Here is a 12383-nt window from a genome sequence, read left to right as displayed (position 1 = left end):
TACTTTACCTATCAATAGCTTAGGGTGCGCTTATTTGAGCTGGGACCAATTTGGGACCAATCTGGAGCTTTTCCATTTCGCTCCAGTCCGAGCTTGAGTTGATCCAACGCGCATAAGTCGAGAGCAGCATCTGCACACTATGGCCGAGCTGCTGGGAAATGAAGGCGGGGTTCATGCCAGACATAATGCATATTGTCGCATAGGTGTGACGACAGTTGTATGGCGGCCGACGACGGATATTCAGAGCTTTCAGCGTCGGAACCCATTGCTTATGCAGGTCCGACGTCTGCTTCACGTACTCCGAGTTCTTTGATGGCGGGAAAATGAAGGGCGTTTTCAGCACTTTCCCTTTACCATTTTTCCGACGCTCCGCGTACTCCCTGGCAAATTTCAGGGCATGCAGGGCGCGGTCATTTAACAAAACGAAGCGGTCACTGCCCGTTTTCGTGCGCTCAACCACTTCCCCCAAGGCGATCCCGCGACATACGTGGGCCGTCCTCTTCTCTTCGTCTACCGCATCCCAGCGCATCGCCAGGGCTTCAGATAGACGCATCCCTGTAAAAAACACAAACTCAAAAAATGCCGCATAAATCGTACTGGGCCAGTGATCGTGCTCGTACATCTTCGCGATGATCTGGTCTGCTTCTTCCAGCGTGAAGGGGTCGATCTCCTTTTTGCTGCGCTTGGGCAGTTCGAGAATTGCCGCTGGGTTCTTCGGGATCAGCTCTTCGGATACGGCTGAGTTCAGGATGGTGGACAGCTTCGAGATGGCGTTGCGCTTAACGCCCGGCGACTTCCACTCATTGGCGGCCATAACCCGGCGGAGCAGCGTGGTGGTGATCAGGTCGATCCGCACCAGGGCAAGGCCGGGCATCCAGTACCTGTTCAGCGCTCCCTTGTAGTTCCCCTTCGTACCGGCCACCACCTCACGGCTATCCAGCCAGAGCTGCGCGTACTCGCCGAAGTTGATCTTGCCGCCGGCGAGGTTGCTGGAACTGGGGAAAAGCTCGGCGTACTTGTCGTCGTCAAGCAGCCCCAGCTTGATCAGCCCCTTTACCTGATCAACAACCTGTGAGGCAGACTTGATTCCTTTCTGTGTCGGGGGATAGGGGAGCGTTTCACTCCGCCGGCTGCCGTTCCACATAAAGCGGATGCGGATCGATCCGTGGTGGAGGTCCATTCCTGCGGGCAGACCCATTGGCTTTCGAGCCATTCGTAGTATCTCCTGATGCTGTACATGACCCGGCTGCCTTGCTTGTTCCACACGCCGAGTGGGATTTGGTTTCGGGCTCGCTTGGAGCGTAAGGCGGCGAGGGTGGTGCCGAGGATTTCGGCCATTTTCGCCTCGGGGACCTTGTCGCCCGTGATGCCGTCGTTGAGCTGTTCGGCTGCTGACATTGTTCTCTCCGCGCCGCGCTGGGCGGCAGAAGGTGGGTTAGGGTTTGGCGGTGTGCTTGGTTAGCATCGCCTTTTTCTTTACGATGGCGTCGGCGCGCTTCTGGAGGGCGCTCCACTGCTCATCCAGTCGGCGCCATCCGGCCTCAATGGCTTTCTCCTTGGAGGTAAACAGATCCACCTGGTGGTAGGTCTTCCGGCTTTGGGCACGCATCCAGCCGTCCGAGCTGTAGATACCCACGATCTCGACCTTTTTCGGCGCAAACCCGGCGGTTAGCACCCATGCCTCGTAGGGGAATTTGTTTTCAGTCATGCACGAATACCTCGCCCGCCGCTCACCGGCAGGCATGTAGGGGGATTGGGGTTACAGCGCCATTTCGGCCTGGGTTTCTCTCTGCCAGATCGGGGAACTGTTGTGCGACTCAATGCGGTCGGCGATGACGTTGGCGCGCTGGCCGGCAGTTGGTGGGGCGTACATGCCGAACCGGCTGATGCTTCCACCGTTCACCGCGGCGTTCGTGCTGTCGGCTGATGCGAACGGCAGATTTTGGAATATCGCGGGGTCGAGCATCCTGAGGCCGTGGAGGCGACATGCTGGTCGGCCTTGGTCGTCGCAGATTGCATCCATAGCTGACCCCATCCGCTTCCACCAGGCCGCTGTCCCCGGGTGTTCCCATTGACCCGAACTGCCGATGGCCACCGTCGGCCAACCGACGGCGAGGCGCTGCAGCCTCTCCAACGACTCGTGCAGGTGCCAGACCGGCACACCGCGTAACTCTCTGGGCCAGGCTTCCAGAAGCGCATCGTTGGCCGCCTCGTCGCCGTTAATTACATCCGGGATGAGTGCCCAGTCGAAGCCTGGGTGCCGGTGCCATTGCTCAACCCAGGCGGTGTAGCCATCAACATCCAGCTTGCCGCCTTTCTTCCAAACCGAAAACGCGCCGTTGTCGAATACGAACGACTGGCAGACATCCGCCACGATGCCCATGTCGTCCTTGCGTGGGAACGGCACCAGCGCGTGCCGGCCGGCCAGGAACTTAGCGGCGTCCTCGCGCTTACCGCCGACAGGCGTGCCGTGGTAATGGATCATCCGCTGAGCCTCACTGTTTCGATTTCGACGCCCTGGTGCGTGGCGATGATCGTTTGATCGCCGCCGATATCCTCGGCCAGGCGGTCGGCAATCTGTTCATGCCAGCCTTTTTTGATGATCGCTGTTGCGGCCTTGATATGCTCGACGCGGATCATCGCTGGCGACCGGATTTCCAGCTGATAGATGATCAATTCGCCGTCCGACGGGCAGACGGCTGCGAAGGCGTGTCGGTAAGTATTTATTCCGAGCTTACGGTTTTCTATGGGCATAAGTATGTCTCGAGATTAAGATTGGATCTTGATCGTCAGTACTGCATGGAGAAAAGGATGAACAAGGAAATTCTGAAGGGCGCTTTCACTCAAGAAAAAGTATTTGATTACAAATGTCCGCGCTGCTATGCAGGGTTACTTCGCCTTGAAGGGAAGTTCAACTCTGAAGAAACAGAAGTCTCAAGTACCGAACACAATGAAGACTGGTGGGAGCCAGAGATGATTCGGCTGGTGTTCAATATCACTTTAAAGTGCACAACATGTCGTGAGCTTGTGTTTGTTGTAGGCAATGGGGTCGTAGAAGAAGAGGTTGGAGTCGATGACGATGGCGAGTGGCATCGCGACTACGTCGAATACTACACCCCTACCTTTTTTCATCCAGCACTTCAACTAATTGATTATCCCGCAAATGCACCTGCGGAGGTAGTTTCTCCTTTGGCAGTTGCTTCAAGTTTGTATTTCGCAAGTCCGGCCTCATGCTGCAATAACATCAGAATTGCGGCTGAACAAGTCTTGAATCACTTGGGTATTCCTGAGAAAGATGGAGATTCATATGTTTCCTTTGGAAAAAGAATCCAGCAACTCTCAGAAGAACAAAAATCTGTGAAAGAGCTATTTAGCGCTTTGCGCTGGTTAGGAAATCATGGCAGTCACCCTGGAAACGAGATTGAGCCTGACGATGCGCTGCATGCGTTAGAGATGATGGAATATCTGCTTGAGGAGGTTTTCGGCAAGCGCAGAGCGGCCCTTAAAAAGCTCGCGGACGCTATTAATGATCGAAAAGGTCCATTGGGTAGGCTACATAGAATGATTCTAAAAGAGAGCTAAAAAAGTGCTTCGGAAGCCACGTTTCTGGCGCCTTCGTATTTTGGTTGATGATCGCTTAGCTTTTGGTATCCACCATCATCACCGCGCCCCTTTGTAGATGAGCCAGGCCATGTAGGCGATGGCAAAAAAAGGCATGACTTCGTCCTTGCCGCTATAGCGGCTGACTTTGAAGGGGGAGGGGTTACTTGCGGAGTGTTCGAACTGCGGCGTCGTATTTGAGCGGATCGACGTTTGGGTATTGCTGAACGATTTCCATCAGGCGCTCGCGCTCAGGATCGACAGGCATAGCAACCGATGCCGGCGCGAGTTGCTCGGCGCTCAGTGGGTTAGGCGAATAGCGGAGGGCTGACTTGTATGCGGCGTCGAGCGCGTCATCCAAATCACCGCCTGCCTTCTTGGCCTCGTTGAAGGCTATGATCATCTTCGCCCGGACGTCGTAGCTGCGTTCAACCGGCATGCATGCCATTTGCTCGCCCGGGCCGCCGGGAATCGTTTGGTTGGTGGTCATACAGCCTCCCTCGTTACCAGATCATGGGCATTCACAACCGTCATGCCGAGGCGTTCGGCGATCAGGACTTCCAGGCGTGCACCCTTTGAATGCTCCCAGCCGGGCAGGGTGGGAGCATTCCATCAGGGCGACAATGTCGCGGCGCATGCAGTCATTCCAGGAGCCGCCGTCCGGGTTGAGCTCGGCGGGGTTGGTTACGGTGTGGCCGCCGGCGCGCAGGGTGTCGGTCATCGCGGCAAACGCCGGGAAGTTGAGGTCAGGCAGGCCGGTCATGGGGCCGCTGAGGTAGATGCGTTTCATGCGACCTCCGCGACTGGCTGGCGAAACACCGGAAGGGCGTCGGCCTGCTCGCGCACTGACTTCATGCCTTCGGCGTCGTAACCCCAGATGTTGCTGTCGCCGAACTGCTCAGGCCCAAGGTAACCAGGGTGCATTGGCTCCCCGGTGCGGATGTAATCCCGGAACGCCTCAACGAGCGAGCGTAGCGTGCCCCCATGGCTGAACCCGCGCCACCGGCCACCCCAGTTTGTTTTGTGCGTGAAGATCCGCCGGGCGCTGTAGTCATCGATGAACCAGACTTTGCCGCGGTGATCCACTTCCATGCTGGCGTAACGATCGGCGACCTGGTTGAAGAAGAACCGGCGGCCGTGAGCACCGATGATTCGGATCACCTGGTTCACCTGTTCGGTGCGTTTCTGCTTCAGGGCGAGTTTGTTTTCTGTAGGCATGGGGAGTCCTTGCCGGGCCATGCCCGGGCGGTGGAGTGGTGAATTCAGAAAAAAGCGAGATCACACTACGGTCTTGAACGCATGCCGCACGATGGGCCCCTACTTGCCAAAAACTGGGGTTCCACATGAAACAGCTGGTCGCTGACCTGATGTACCAAGTCCTGATCGAACTCATTTTTCGCGGCCTCAACTGGTTGGCCGAGTGGGTCTCGGCCATTCCGCTGGGGTGAGTTATGCCGCTCGGGCTTGGCGTTGTTCCGTGCGCCATGGATCGTTGGCACGTGCCAGCGCAGCCATTGGCGGCGGGCTGACGCTATTGCCGCACATGTGCACTTGCTGGGTCTTGGTGAATGGCTTGCCATCGGCGCCGTGGCTGATGATGTAGTCGGCGGGGAAGCCCTGGGCCTTATACAGCTCGGCCGGTTTCAGCATCCGCAGGCAGATGTCGACGATCACATAGGGCGTGCCCTTCACCATCACTGTGACCATGGCCAGGCGATCCTTGGTGGTGATTGTCGGCGCGGGCGCATCGCAAGCGCTGATGTTCTCGGTGCCGTAGTAGCTGATCAGGAACGCCGCGACCCGCAGGGCACCGGCTTCGTGTTCCGGTGACAGGGTGAGCGACACCAAGGAACTCTTGCCGCCGCCACCGGCGGTGATGGTCGGTGCCGGATCGTCCAGGCCCTGACCAACACTACCGCCAAATGCCCGCTCCATGAATGCGCTGACCAACCCGTGGTGCTGGCCGCCGGCGCTGACGGTGTGCAGCGGGTCGTTAACGTCCCGTGCATCGCAGTTGCCGCGCAGGTGCACCAGGTTCGCCGCCACCAGCTGCTGCTGGCTACCGGTGTTCGTTACGGTGGTCATCGGGTCTTCGATGCTCTTGGCGGCGGTGGTGTTGAAGCCGCCGTTCATCTGGGCCATGAACACCGTGGAGATGCCCATGGCATGTGTGGCCCCGGCCGGGCGCTGATATTTGCCGCCGCTGGTGATGGTTGGCAATGGCTCATCCAGCGCCTTGCCCGCGTCATTGAAGCGGAACTTCACCAGGTGTGCCGCAGCGATCGCGCGGTGGTTCTGGGTCATCAGCGTGCCCACCGGCTGGTCCATGCCCACCGGCTTTCCTGAGTACTCCGGGCCACCGGCCCCAACCATCAACGGGCTGATCAGCGTCAGCTCGCCGCGATTCGCGCAGGTCACTGTCGGCAGCGGGTCGAGCGGGTCATTTATTCTGTCGCTGCCCTGGTGCGTTGCCGGTGCGATGATTGGGCTGACCACCGAGAAGGCACCGCCCTTTGGGTAGGAGGTGATTGTGCGCAGCGGTTCATCGGCTGACTGCACTGCCTCGCCGGACCAGTTGGCAATCGGCACAATGAACGGTGACGCGCTGTCGATGACGAACTTCTTCATGCCCTTGGCAACGCGGCGCAGGGTGGCCGGGGCCAGGTCTTTCTTGCGGCCGAATATGCTTTTACCCAGATCAGTGAAGTCGATGCAGTCGGCGGCGGTCTTCCACTTCTGCTGGCCCTTGGTGGGGTTCTTGGCGTGGGTTGGCTCGGGCCACACGATTGGCTGCCCGTCGCACCGTGCGATCATGAACAGGCGTTCCCGACTGGTCGGCGCGCCGAAGTCGCAAGCCCGGATCACTTTCCATTCAACGACGTACCCCATTCCTTCCAACAGGGCCACGAAGCGGCGCCATGTCCGGCCGCGCTGCTTTGGGTCAGGAATCAGGAACTGCTGGCCCACCGGCACAACCTCACCAGGTGCAGCAACTTCGCCGCGGAGTTTCACCACGCGGCCGGTTGCCTCGTCGCGCTTGGCGATCAGTCGGCCCCACTGCAGAATCTGCTTCACGTTCTCGAGGCTGATCACCCGGGGACGCTTCATGCCTGCCCACTTGAGCCCGATCCACGACAGGTTGCGGATCTCACGCTTGCGCGGTTGGCCGCCGGCCGCCTGACTGTGGTGGGTGCAGTCCGGGGACATGTGGAACCAGCCCACGGCCTTGCCGCCGCACTCGGTGTCCGGATCACCCTCGAACACGTCGGTGGTGAAGTGCCGGGCGCCCGGATGATTCACGGTGTGCATGCTGATCGCCTGAGGGCTGTGGTTCTTCGCCACGTTCACCGTGCGGCCCAGGCCCATTTCCAGCCCGGTGCCAGCGCCGCCGCCGCCACAGAAGAAGTCGACAACGATCTCATCGTCCTGAGGGTTGAAGCCGAGTCCGTATTGGGTTTTGAAATCGAAGGGGTGTTTCTTCTGTTGTGCGGACATAGGGGATCCTCGCCGGTATAGTTCCGGGATCTACAGGGGAGTGGGTTATGAGTTGGGAAGTCGTTTCTTGCTGGATCGAAAGTCATCCAGGTCTGGCGTCATGGATTCAGGCGATTTTTTCAGTAATTGCTATCGCGGCCGCGGGGTACTTTCCAGTTGCGCATGAACGTAGACGGGAAGGTCGTGAACGGAAAAACATGCTGAGAACGCTTGGCTATGCTGCTTTTACTCTTGAGCAGTTGATCAAAGGCTTGTCTGAGGCTTTGGTGAAGGAGAATTCACACCGTCAGTGGAGCGTAAGTGCAAACAGCAGAAGAATTAAAATCGTTGGTAAGGCGCTAAATGATATTTCTGCCGGCTCACTTGTGGGCGTTGAGCATCACATGCTTGCGGATCTCAGGCTTGCTCAAGAGTGTGCCGTTGAGATCGACGATTTCCTCTGCACCTCATCACCTGGAGATATCAGCATTTTGCTCGAAAACGGTCACCACTATGAGCGTTGCAAGAGTTGTCTTATGGACGTTCAGATTGCGCAGGAAGCAGTGGAGGCCCTGATCAAAAAATACTGATTTGTTGGTTCGCTCAAGCTTTACTCTGTTTTTGTGCACCTACGTAATCTCAGCTCCAATGAGTTTGCCTTCGAGTTATTCGCAAAGCCCGTAGGCTGAATAGCAGCTGTTCTGGCTGTCGGTGCGTGCGATGAGGTCGACCATGTCGAACTGGCGGCCGCCGCGCGCGGTGTTGCTCCAGTCGACGATTCGGTCAATGCCGTGCGTTACGGCGCTCACCTTGTCATCCGATCTGACGGTGGGGTCTGTGACGGTGGCGAAGAACGTGGCGGCCCCGCGCTTGCTGGCGATGCTCACCAGCCGCTCCCATTCGCGCACCCGGTCTACTTCCTCTGGCCATCTGGCCGCGATCTGCCGGAGCTCGTCTTTCGCGCACATAATGCAGGGCATGCAGCCAACGCGATTGCAGCCTTGCAAGTACAGCGGGTTCGGCTTGATGCCGGCGGCCCGGTGAGCCTCGAATACCGAATCAACCGTCCATTTCAAAATTGGTCGGTAGTTGAACAGGCCGCCTCCAACCTCATCGCACTCTGGTAGGTACTTGCGGGCCGGCGACTCATCAGCCCGAACGCCTTGCCAGGACAGCAGCATGTTCTCGCCGTCCATGAGCGGCAGGTATACCTGCTCGATGATTGGATTGCGCTTGAGTTCATCGGTGCAGAAGCGCGCCTTGGTGCTGGGGAATCGGCCTTTCCAGAGGCACAGATCCAGGAACGGGTTTCCAGTTGGGTGCAGGACTTCCAGAGCGCCCAGCACCACGGATTCCGCAACACCCTTTTCGCGCCATTTCGTTTCGATGAATTTGCGCTTGCCGGCGATCTGCCTGGAAAAGTCAGCCTTCACCAAGCGGATGGGAACGCCAGTGGCTTCGGCCAGGTAGTGGAGGTAGTCGTACGTCTCTGGATGCTCATGCCCGGTGTCAGCCACTACAGCGCTGAGGTTCGGCACCTCCAGCTCGCGGGCGACCAGCAGCGTAGCGGTGCTGTCTTTACCGCCGCTCATGCTGACGATGTTGTGAGTAGGCATAGGGGATCCTCGCCGGCTGGCGTGATTCGTTGAAGTGGGTGATATGCTTTGCTGCTTATCAAACAAGGAGGTGGTAATGGCCGGTAAAAAGCTTGAAGCGTTCCGCGAGTGGTTCACGCCGCGTAAGCGGTTATGGGCAGGCATAGGGCTGTTTGCAATTGCTATTGCCGTGCCATTTTTCAGTCCAGGAACGACCACCGCTTGGCTCATAGGGCCTGCAACTGTCTTTTTCTTGGGTAGCTTTATTCCCGATACGAACGGAAGGCGATAGGGCGCTGGCGGCTGGCGTGATTCGTTGATATGGGGTATTACGGGTGACCGGCATGGAGCCGGATCAAGGAGCAGAAGATGATCAATTCAACAGGCGTCACATTTACTGTCGGTGAGCAGGAAGGTGGAACACCAAACATTCAGATGTGGGTAGATGCTTTGATTGAAGGTATGCCAAATCACCCCGCAGTCTTTGAGGTGACACCCGGTTCTTCGATGGAAGAGGTGGAGGCTATAAAAGATTTTCTGAATGCGAACATCGCATCTTTCAGTCTCTATCCATCCGGGCCGGGCGGCGGATTCCAAAGAGAGGTCAAACGGGGATACTAATTAACCTCTCCCTGAGAGGCCCTTGGGGGGCTTCGCTCTATGCGCGCTTGAGCTGCTCGGTCAATTGAGTGGGCAGCCCGCGCAGCGTCAGCGTGCCGCTGGCTTCGTCAAACTTGATCTTGTCGCCCAGCAGGTGCGCTTCGAAGCTGATCGACATGCCCTCGGCCCGCCCGGTGAAGCGCCGGAATTTGTTGAGGGTCTTCTTGTCCGGCGGCAGCGTCTCGGAAAGCCCGTAGTCCTTCGCCTTGATGAAGTCATAGAAGCTCTTCGGGCAGTCTTCGTCGATCAACTCCGACAGTTCGCCAAGGGTGATCGGCTCGCCCAGCTTGGCCTGGGCCATCGAGTAGTTGACCAGGGTGTGCGTCTTCTCGCGCGCCGATTCTTCTGGGAGATCCTCGCTTTCAACAAAGTCGCTGAATGCCTTGAGCAAGGTCCGGGTTTCGCCTGGGCCGTCGATCCCTTCCTGGCAACCGATGAAGTCGCGGAAGTAGTCGTTCAGCCGACGCCCCTGCTTGCCCTTCAGGTACGAGATGTATTGTTTCGACTGGCGGTTGGTCTGCCACTCGCTGATGTTGATGCGCGCGGCCAGTCGGATGTGATCCAGGTCCAGGCGCTTCACGGTCATCAGGGCCAGCTCTTCGGTCATGGTCACCGCTTCGGTTTCCTGCACCAGGGCGATAACCAGGTAATCGGTCATGCCTTGCTGATAGTGGCAGAAGAGGGCGTGCCCACCCGTGGTGAGGTTCGACTCTTCCATGAGCCTGGTCAGGTGCTCGACGGCTGTGGTGCTGAACGCCATGAAGTTAGTGACACCGGCGAGATACTTGCCCAGCCAACCGCTGAATGGGAATGCACCTGACTCTTGATGGAAGAAACCCCAGCCCTTGCCTGCGGTGGCGTTGTAGCTTTCGTTGAGCTGGCTCATCAGGTCGTCGCGGGCCTGGCTTTCGACCTGCTCCGATGCGCCCAGGAACAGAACGGCAGGGCTACCGTCAGGCTTCTTGTCGATCTTGTGGATGACGCTATGGCGTACAGGCATTTCATTTTCCTCGGGGAAGCGCCGCCCTCCGGTGGCCGGATGCAGCGAGCAGGTGATGGCGTTTTGGTTGCGATTTTGGTATTACACGGCTTGGCATGAGGCCGGAAGGAGCAGGCGCGTGAAGGTTTTTATCAGTTGGTCCGGAAATCGAAGTCGAGCAGTCGCAGATCTTATGAGCGTATGGATAAAGTGCGTACTACAAGCCTCGGATCCATGGATTTCCACGAAACATATAGACCGTGGAGCATTGTGGTTTTCCGAAATTAACGAAAAGCTTAGGGATGTATCCGTTGGAATTGTATGCCTTACTCAGGAAAACAAAGATAAGCCATGGATATTATTTGAGACGGGAGCGCTAGCAAAGGGACTCACAGGGAACAGAGTATGTACATTTTTAGTTGATCTGGAACCGGGCGATCTAACTGATCCATTAGCCCAGTTTAACCACACAAAACCAGATAAATTAGGAATGTGGGAGCTGGTTAAGACTTTGAATTCATGCATGCTTGAAAGAAGCTTAGATGAAATTGTCCTTCAGCGTGCATTCGAGGTGTACTGGCCCAGCTTTGAACATGATTTTGCTGAGGCGGTATCTCTCAATCCTGCGGTTGAGGTTAAGAAGCGACCTCAGAATGATGTGATGATGGAGATACTTGAGACTACACGATTGCTGAATCGCAGGATCGGTGCCCTAGAGAATACTTCAGATGAAAGACGATACAGCCCAAACGAGCTTTCTCAACTATCACATGTGACGTCTAGAGCAGTTAGCATGCTGAATGACGGCGCTACTAAAGGCGACGTCTTCGAGTTCTTGGTGTCAAGTAACATTAGAGGAGGCGACGCTAAGAGGATTATCGAGAATTTTATCAAAAGTCGGCGCGATCGCGCTGCCGCTGATGATAAAGTTATAACTGAAAATGATCTTTAGGTTTTGGGTCTCAATCGTCGATTACTAGAGTTCATCTAAGTCAATTCGCGCTGATAGACGTTGTCCTTTACTATATAGATACTGCGCCACGTTTTCGCTAATCACGATTTCGTGGCGCGGATAACTCAGGAAGGCAGAAAGTTCTTCGTCGCTCATCAAGTCCATTTTCATGATGGCGATCTGCAGAACCTCGCTGATGATCGGCGTTTTGCCTCTGGCGCAGATCCGGTCCATAGCCTGCTCGATACCCGGCCTCACCTTGTGTCGCAATTCCTTCTCGGCGACCGCCAGGCGTTTCTGCGCAGCCTTGGCCGATCGTTCCTGCACAGTCTTGGCCATGGCCTACCTCTTCTATTCCGCTGGCCGGCAGTGCTAGCCAGGTTTGTCGTTTGCGTTGCTGGGTGCGGGCTACGCGGCGCATGAATCGACCTTCACCTGGTGCCAGGCGCCGACGGCTTCGAAGATGCGCGCGGCGTGCGCCTCGTCCAGCGACATCGCTTCGGGAATGGCGATCCATCCCGACGCCACCATCTGGCTTTGATTGGCCTCGTCGCGCAGCTTCTTGTAGCAATGCTCAATCACGTCTTCCAGGTGGTCGGAGAGGTAAACGCCATCGGGCGCCACCTCCACTGACTTGCTGTAGCGGTCACCGCGGGCGTCGATGCAAAGCGCGCTCAGGTAGATGGTCCAGCGGTGGGGGATACCGCAGACGGCCTGGCCGATCTTCCCCGGCGCGATGTTCTTCAGCGACTTGTAGTTGATCATCCCCTGGCGGCCGCTGGGGTCAATGTTGACCACGGCGACGTGGTTGGATGCCAGACGCGAGCGGCACGATCGCGCGATGCGCGCCTGCAGGTTATGCGGCTTGCGCTTGCTCATAAAGCCTCCGCGAGTTTGCGCAGCGCTTCACGCTCGGCCCGGGTGATGGGCGGCTTGCGGCGCTTGAGGATGGTCTCGGGGTCGATCTTGGTGGAGCGGGGCGGTGGTAGCGGTTTGCGTGGCGGGCTTGGTAACTGCGCTACGGTTCCGCCGGTGGACAGGAACTGCGCTGTACGTTCCGCGATTGAATCAACGTGCTGTCGCTGTTCCTCGACCAGGCTGAGGTGGTTGCTGACGTACATGG

General features: G+C 57.4%; 18 protein-coding genes and 1 pseudogene. 5 read left to right on the top strand and 14 right to left on the bottom strand.

The annotated features are described in order from the left end of the window. Positions 1 to 19 precede the first annotated feature (19 nt). From J1N02_RS31320 to J1N02_RS31305, 4 genes are all read right to left on the bottom strand, one after another. Complete coding sequence (locus J1N02_RS31320) at positions 20 to 1213, bottom strand: tyrosine-type recombinase/integrase (RefSeq protein ID WP_421148291.1); 1194 nt, start codon at positions 1211 to 1213, stop codon at positions 20 to 22. Between the two features lie 222 nt (positions 1214 to 1435). After that, positions 1436 to 1708, bottom strand: a complete 273-nt coding sequence (locus J1N02_RS31315) for a hypothetical protein (RefSeq protein WP_421148290.1) — start codon at positions 1706 to 1708, stop codon at positions 1436 to 1438. 51 nt (positions 1709 to 1759) lie between these two features. Further along, positions 1760 to 2485, bottom strand: coding sequence for a hypothetical protein (locus J1N02_RS31310; RefSeq protein ID WP_421148289.1), 726 nt, complete (start codon positions 2483 to 2485; stop codon positions 1760 to 1762). After that, positions 2482 to 2754 (bottom strand): hypothetical protein, encoded by a 273-nt coding sequence (locus J1N02_RS31305; RefSeq protein ID WP_421148288.1) that lies wholly within the window; start codon positions 2752 to 2754, stop codon positions 2482 to 2484. Before J1N02_RS31305 ends, J1N02_RS31310 begins: the two co-directional genes overlap by 4 nt. A 57-nt stretch (positions 2755 to 2811) precedes the next feature. Between J1N02_RS31305 and J1N02_RS31300 the strand changes: the two genes are divergently transcribed. Then, positions 2812 to 3582, top strand: coding sequence for a DUF4145 domain-containing protein (locus J1N02_RS31300; RefSeq protein ID WP_421148287.1), 771 nt, complete (start codon positions 2812 to 2814; stop codon positions 3580 to 3582). Positions 3583 to 3763: 181 nt separating this feature from the next. On the opposite strand, the gene J1N02_RS31295 is transcribed toward J1N02_RS31300, so the two are convergent. The 5 genes and pseudogenes from J1N02_RS31295 to J1N02_RS31275 form a co-directional block, all read right to left on the bottom strand. Continuing rightward, complete coding sequence (locus J1N02_RS31295) at positions 3764 to 4090, bottom strand: hypothetical protein (protein WP_421148286.1); 327 nt, start codon at positions 4088 to 4090, stop codon at positions 3764 to 3766. After that, positions 4087 to 4164, bottom strand: coding sequence for a hypothetical protein (locus J1N02_RS31290; RefSeq protein ID WP_421148296.1), 78 nt, complete (start codon positions 4162 to 4164; stop codon positions 4087 to 4089). Before J1N02_RS31290 ends, J1N02_RS31295 begins: the two co-directional genes overlap by 4 nt. Positions 4165 to 4258: 94 nt before the next feature. Then, positions 4259 to 4363: pseudogene (locus tag J1N02_RS31285) on the bottom strand (DUF4406 domain-containing protein); the annotation flags it as partial. A 23-nt stretch (positions 4364 to 4386) separates the two neighbouring features. Beyond that, positions 4387 to 4818, bottom strand: coding sequence for a hypothetical protein (locus tag J1N02_RS31280; RefSeq protein ID WP_421148285.1), 432 nt, complete (start codon positions 4816 to 4818; stop codon positions 4387 to 4389). A gap of 231 nt (positions 4819 to 5049) precedes the next feature. Beyond that, complete coding sequence (locus J1N02_RS31275; protein ID WP_421148284.1) at positions 5050 to 7095, bottom strand: DNA cytosine methyltransferase; 2046 nt, start codon at positions 7093 to 7095, stop codon at positions 5050 to 5052. Between the two features lie 47 nt (positions 7096 to 7142). Here J1N02_RS31275 and J1N02_RS31270 point away from each other — a divergent pair, with 47 nt between their 5' ends. Further along, entirely contained in the window at positions 7143 to 7664 is a 522-nt protein-coding gene (locus J1N02_RS31270) for a hypothetical protein (protein WP_421148283.1), read from the top strand. 75 nt (positions 7665 to 7739) lie between these two features. Here the strand turns inward: J1N02_RS31270 and J1N02_RS31265 are convergent, their stop codons facing one another. Continuing rightward, a complete protein-coding gene (locus J1N02_RS31265) occupies positions 7740 to 8690 on the bottom strand; it encodes a phosphoadenosine phosphosulfate reductase family protein (protein WP_421148282.1) in 951 nt (316 codons plus the stop codon). A 76-nt stretch (positions 8691 to 8766) separates the two neighbouring features. Here J1N02_RS31265 and J1N02_RS31260 point away from each other — a divergent pair, with 76 nt between their 5' ends. Next, positions 8767 to 8961 (top strand): hypothetical protein, encoded by a 195-nt coding sequence (locus J1N02_RS31260; RefSeq protein ID WP_421148281.1) that lies wholly within the window; start codon positions 8767 to 8769, stop codon positions 8959 to 8961. A 77-nt stretch (positions 8962 to 9038) separates the two neighbouring features. Continuing rightward, the gene (locus J1N02_RS31255) at positions 9039 to 9290 is read left to right on the top strand and encodes a hypothetical protein (RefSeq protein ID WP_421148280.1); all 252 of its coding nucleotides are present in this window, start codon (positions 9039 to 9041) and stop codon (positions 9288 to 9290) included. A gap of 37 nt (positions 9291 to 9327) precedes the next feature. Here the strand turns inward: J1N02_RS31255 and yejK are convergent, their stop codons facing one another. Continuing rightward, positions 9328 to 10329, bottom strand: a complete 1002-nt coding sequence (gene yejK / locus J1N02_RS31250) for a nucleoid-associated protein YejK (protein ID WP_421148279.1) — start codon at positions 10327 to 10329, stop codon at positions 9328 to 9330. Between the two features lie 118 nt (positions 10330 to 10447). Between yejK and J1N02_RS31245 the strand changes: the two genes are divergently transcribed. Next, positions 10448 to 11260, top strand: coding sequence for a hypothetical protein (locus J1N02_RS31245; RefSeq protein WP_421148278.1), 813 nt, complete (start codon positions 10448 to 10450; stop codon positions 11258 to 11260). A 24-nt stretch (positions 11261 to 11284) separates the two neighbouring features. Here the strand turns inward: J1N02_RS31245 and J1N02_RS31240 are convergent, their stop codons facing one another. From J1N02_RS31240 to J1N02_RS31230, 3 genes are all read right to left on the bottom strand, one after another. Continuing rightward, on the bottom strand, positions 11285 to 11599 hold the full coding sequence (locus J1N02_RS31240) for a hypothetical protein (RefSeq protein WP_421148277.1): 315 nt from the start codon (positions 11597 to 11599) through the stop codon (positions 11285 to 11287). A gap of 69 nt (positions 11600 to 11668) precedes the next feature. Next, positions 11669 to 12139: a hypothetical protein gene (locus tag J1N02_RS31235; protein WP_421148276.1), complete on the bottom strand. Its 471-nt coding sequence runs from the start codon at positions 12137 to 12139 to the stop codon at positions 11669 to 11671. Further along, positions 12136 to 12381, bottom strand: coding sequence for a hypothetical protein (locus J1N02_RS31230; RefSeq protein WP_315413021.1), 246 nt, complete (start codon positions 12379 to 12381; stop codon positions 12136 to 12138). The genes J1N02_RS31235 and J1N02_RS31230 overlap by 4 nt, the downstream gene beginning before the upstream one ends. Between the last annotated feature and the right edge of the window lie 2 nt (positions 12382 to 12383).

Source organism: Pseudomonas sp. NFX5 (assembly GCF_049132125.1).
In the GTDB taxonomy this organism is placed as follows: Bacteria; Pseudomonadota; Gammaproteobacteria; order Pseudomonadales; family Pseudomonadaceae; genus Aquipseudomonas; species Aquipseudomonas marginalis.
The sequence above is the reverse complement of the archived record's forward strand: the minus strand, read 5'-3'. Positions and strand labels throughout refer to the sequence as shown.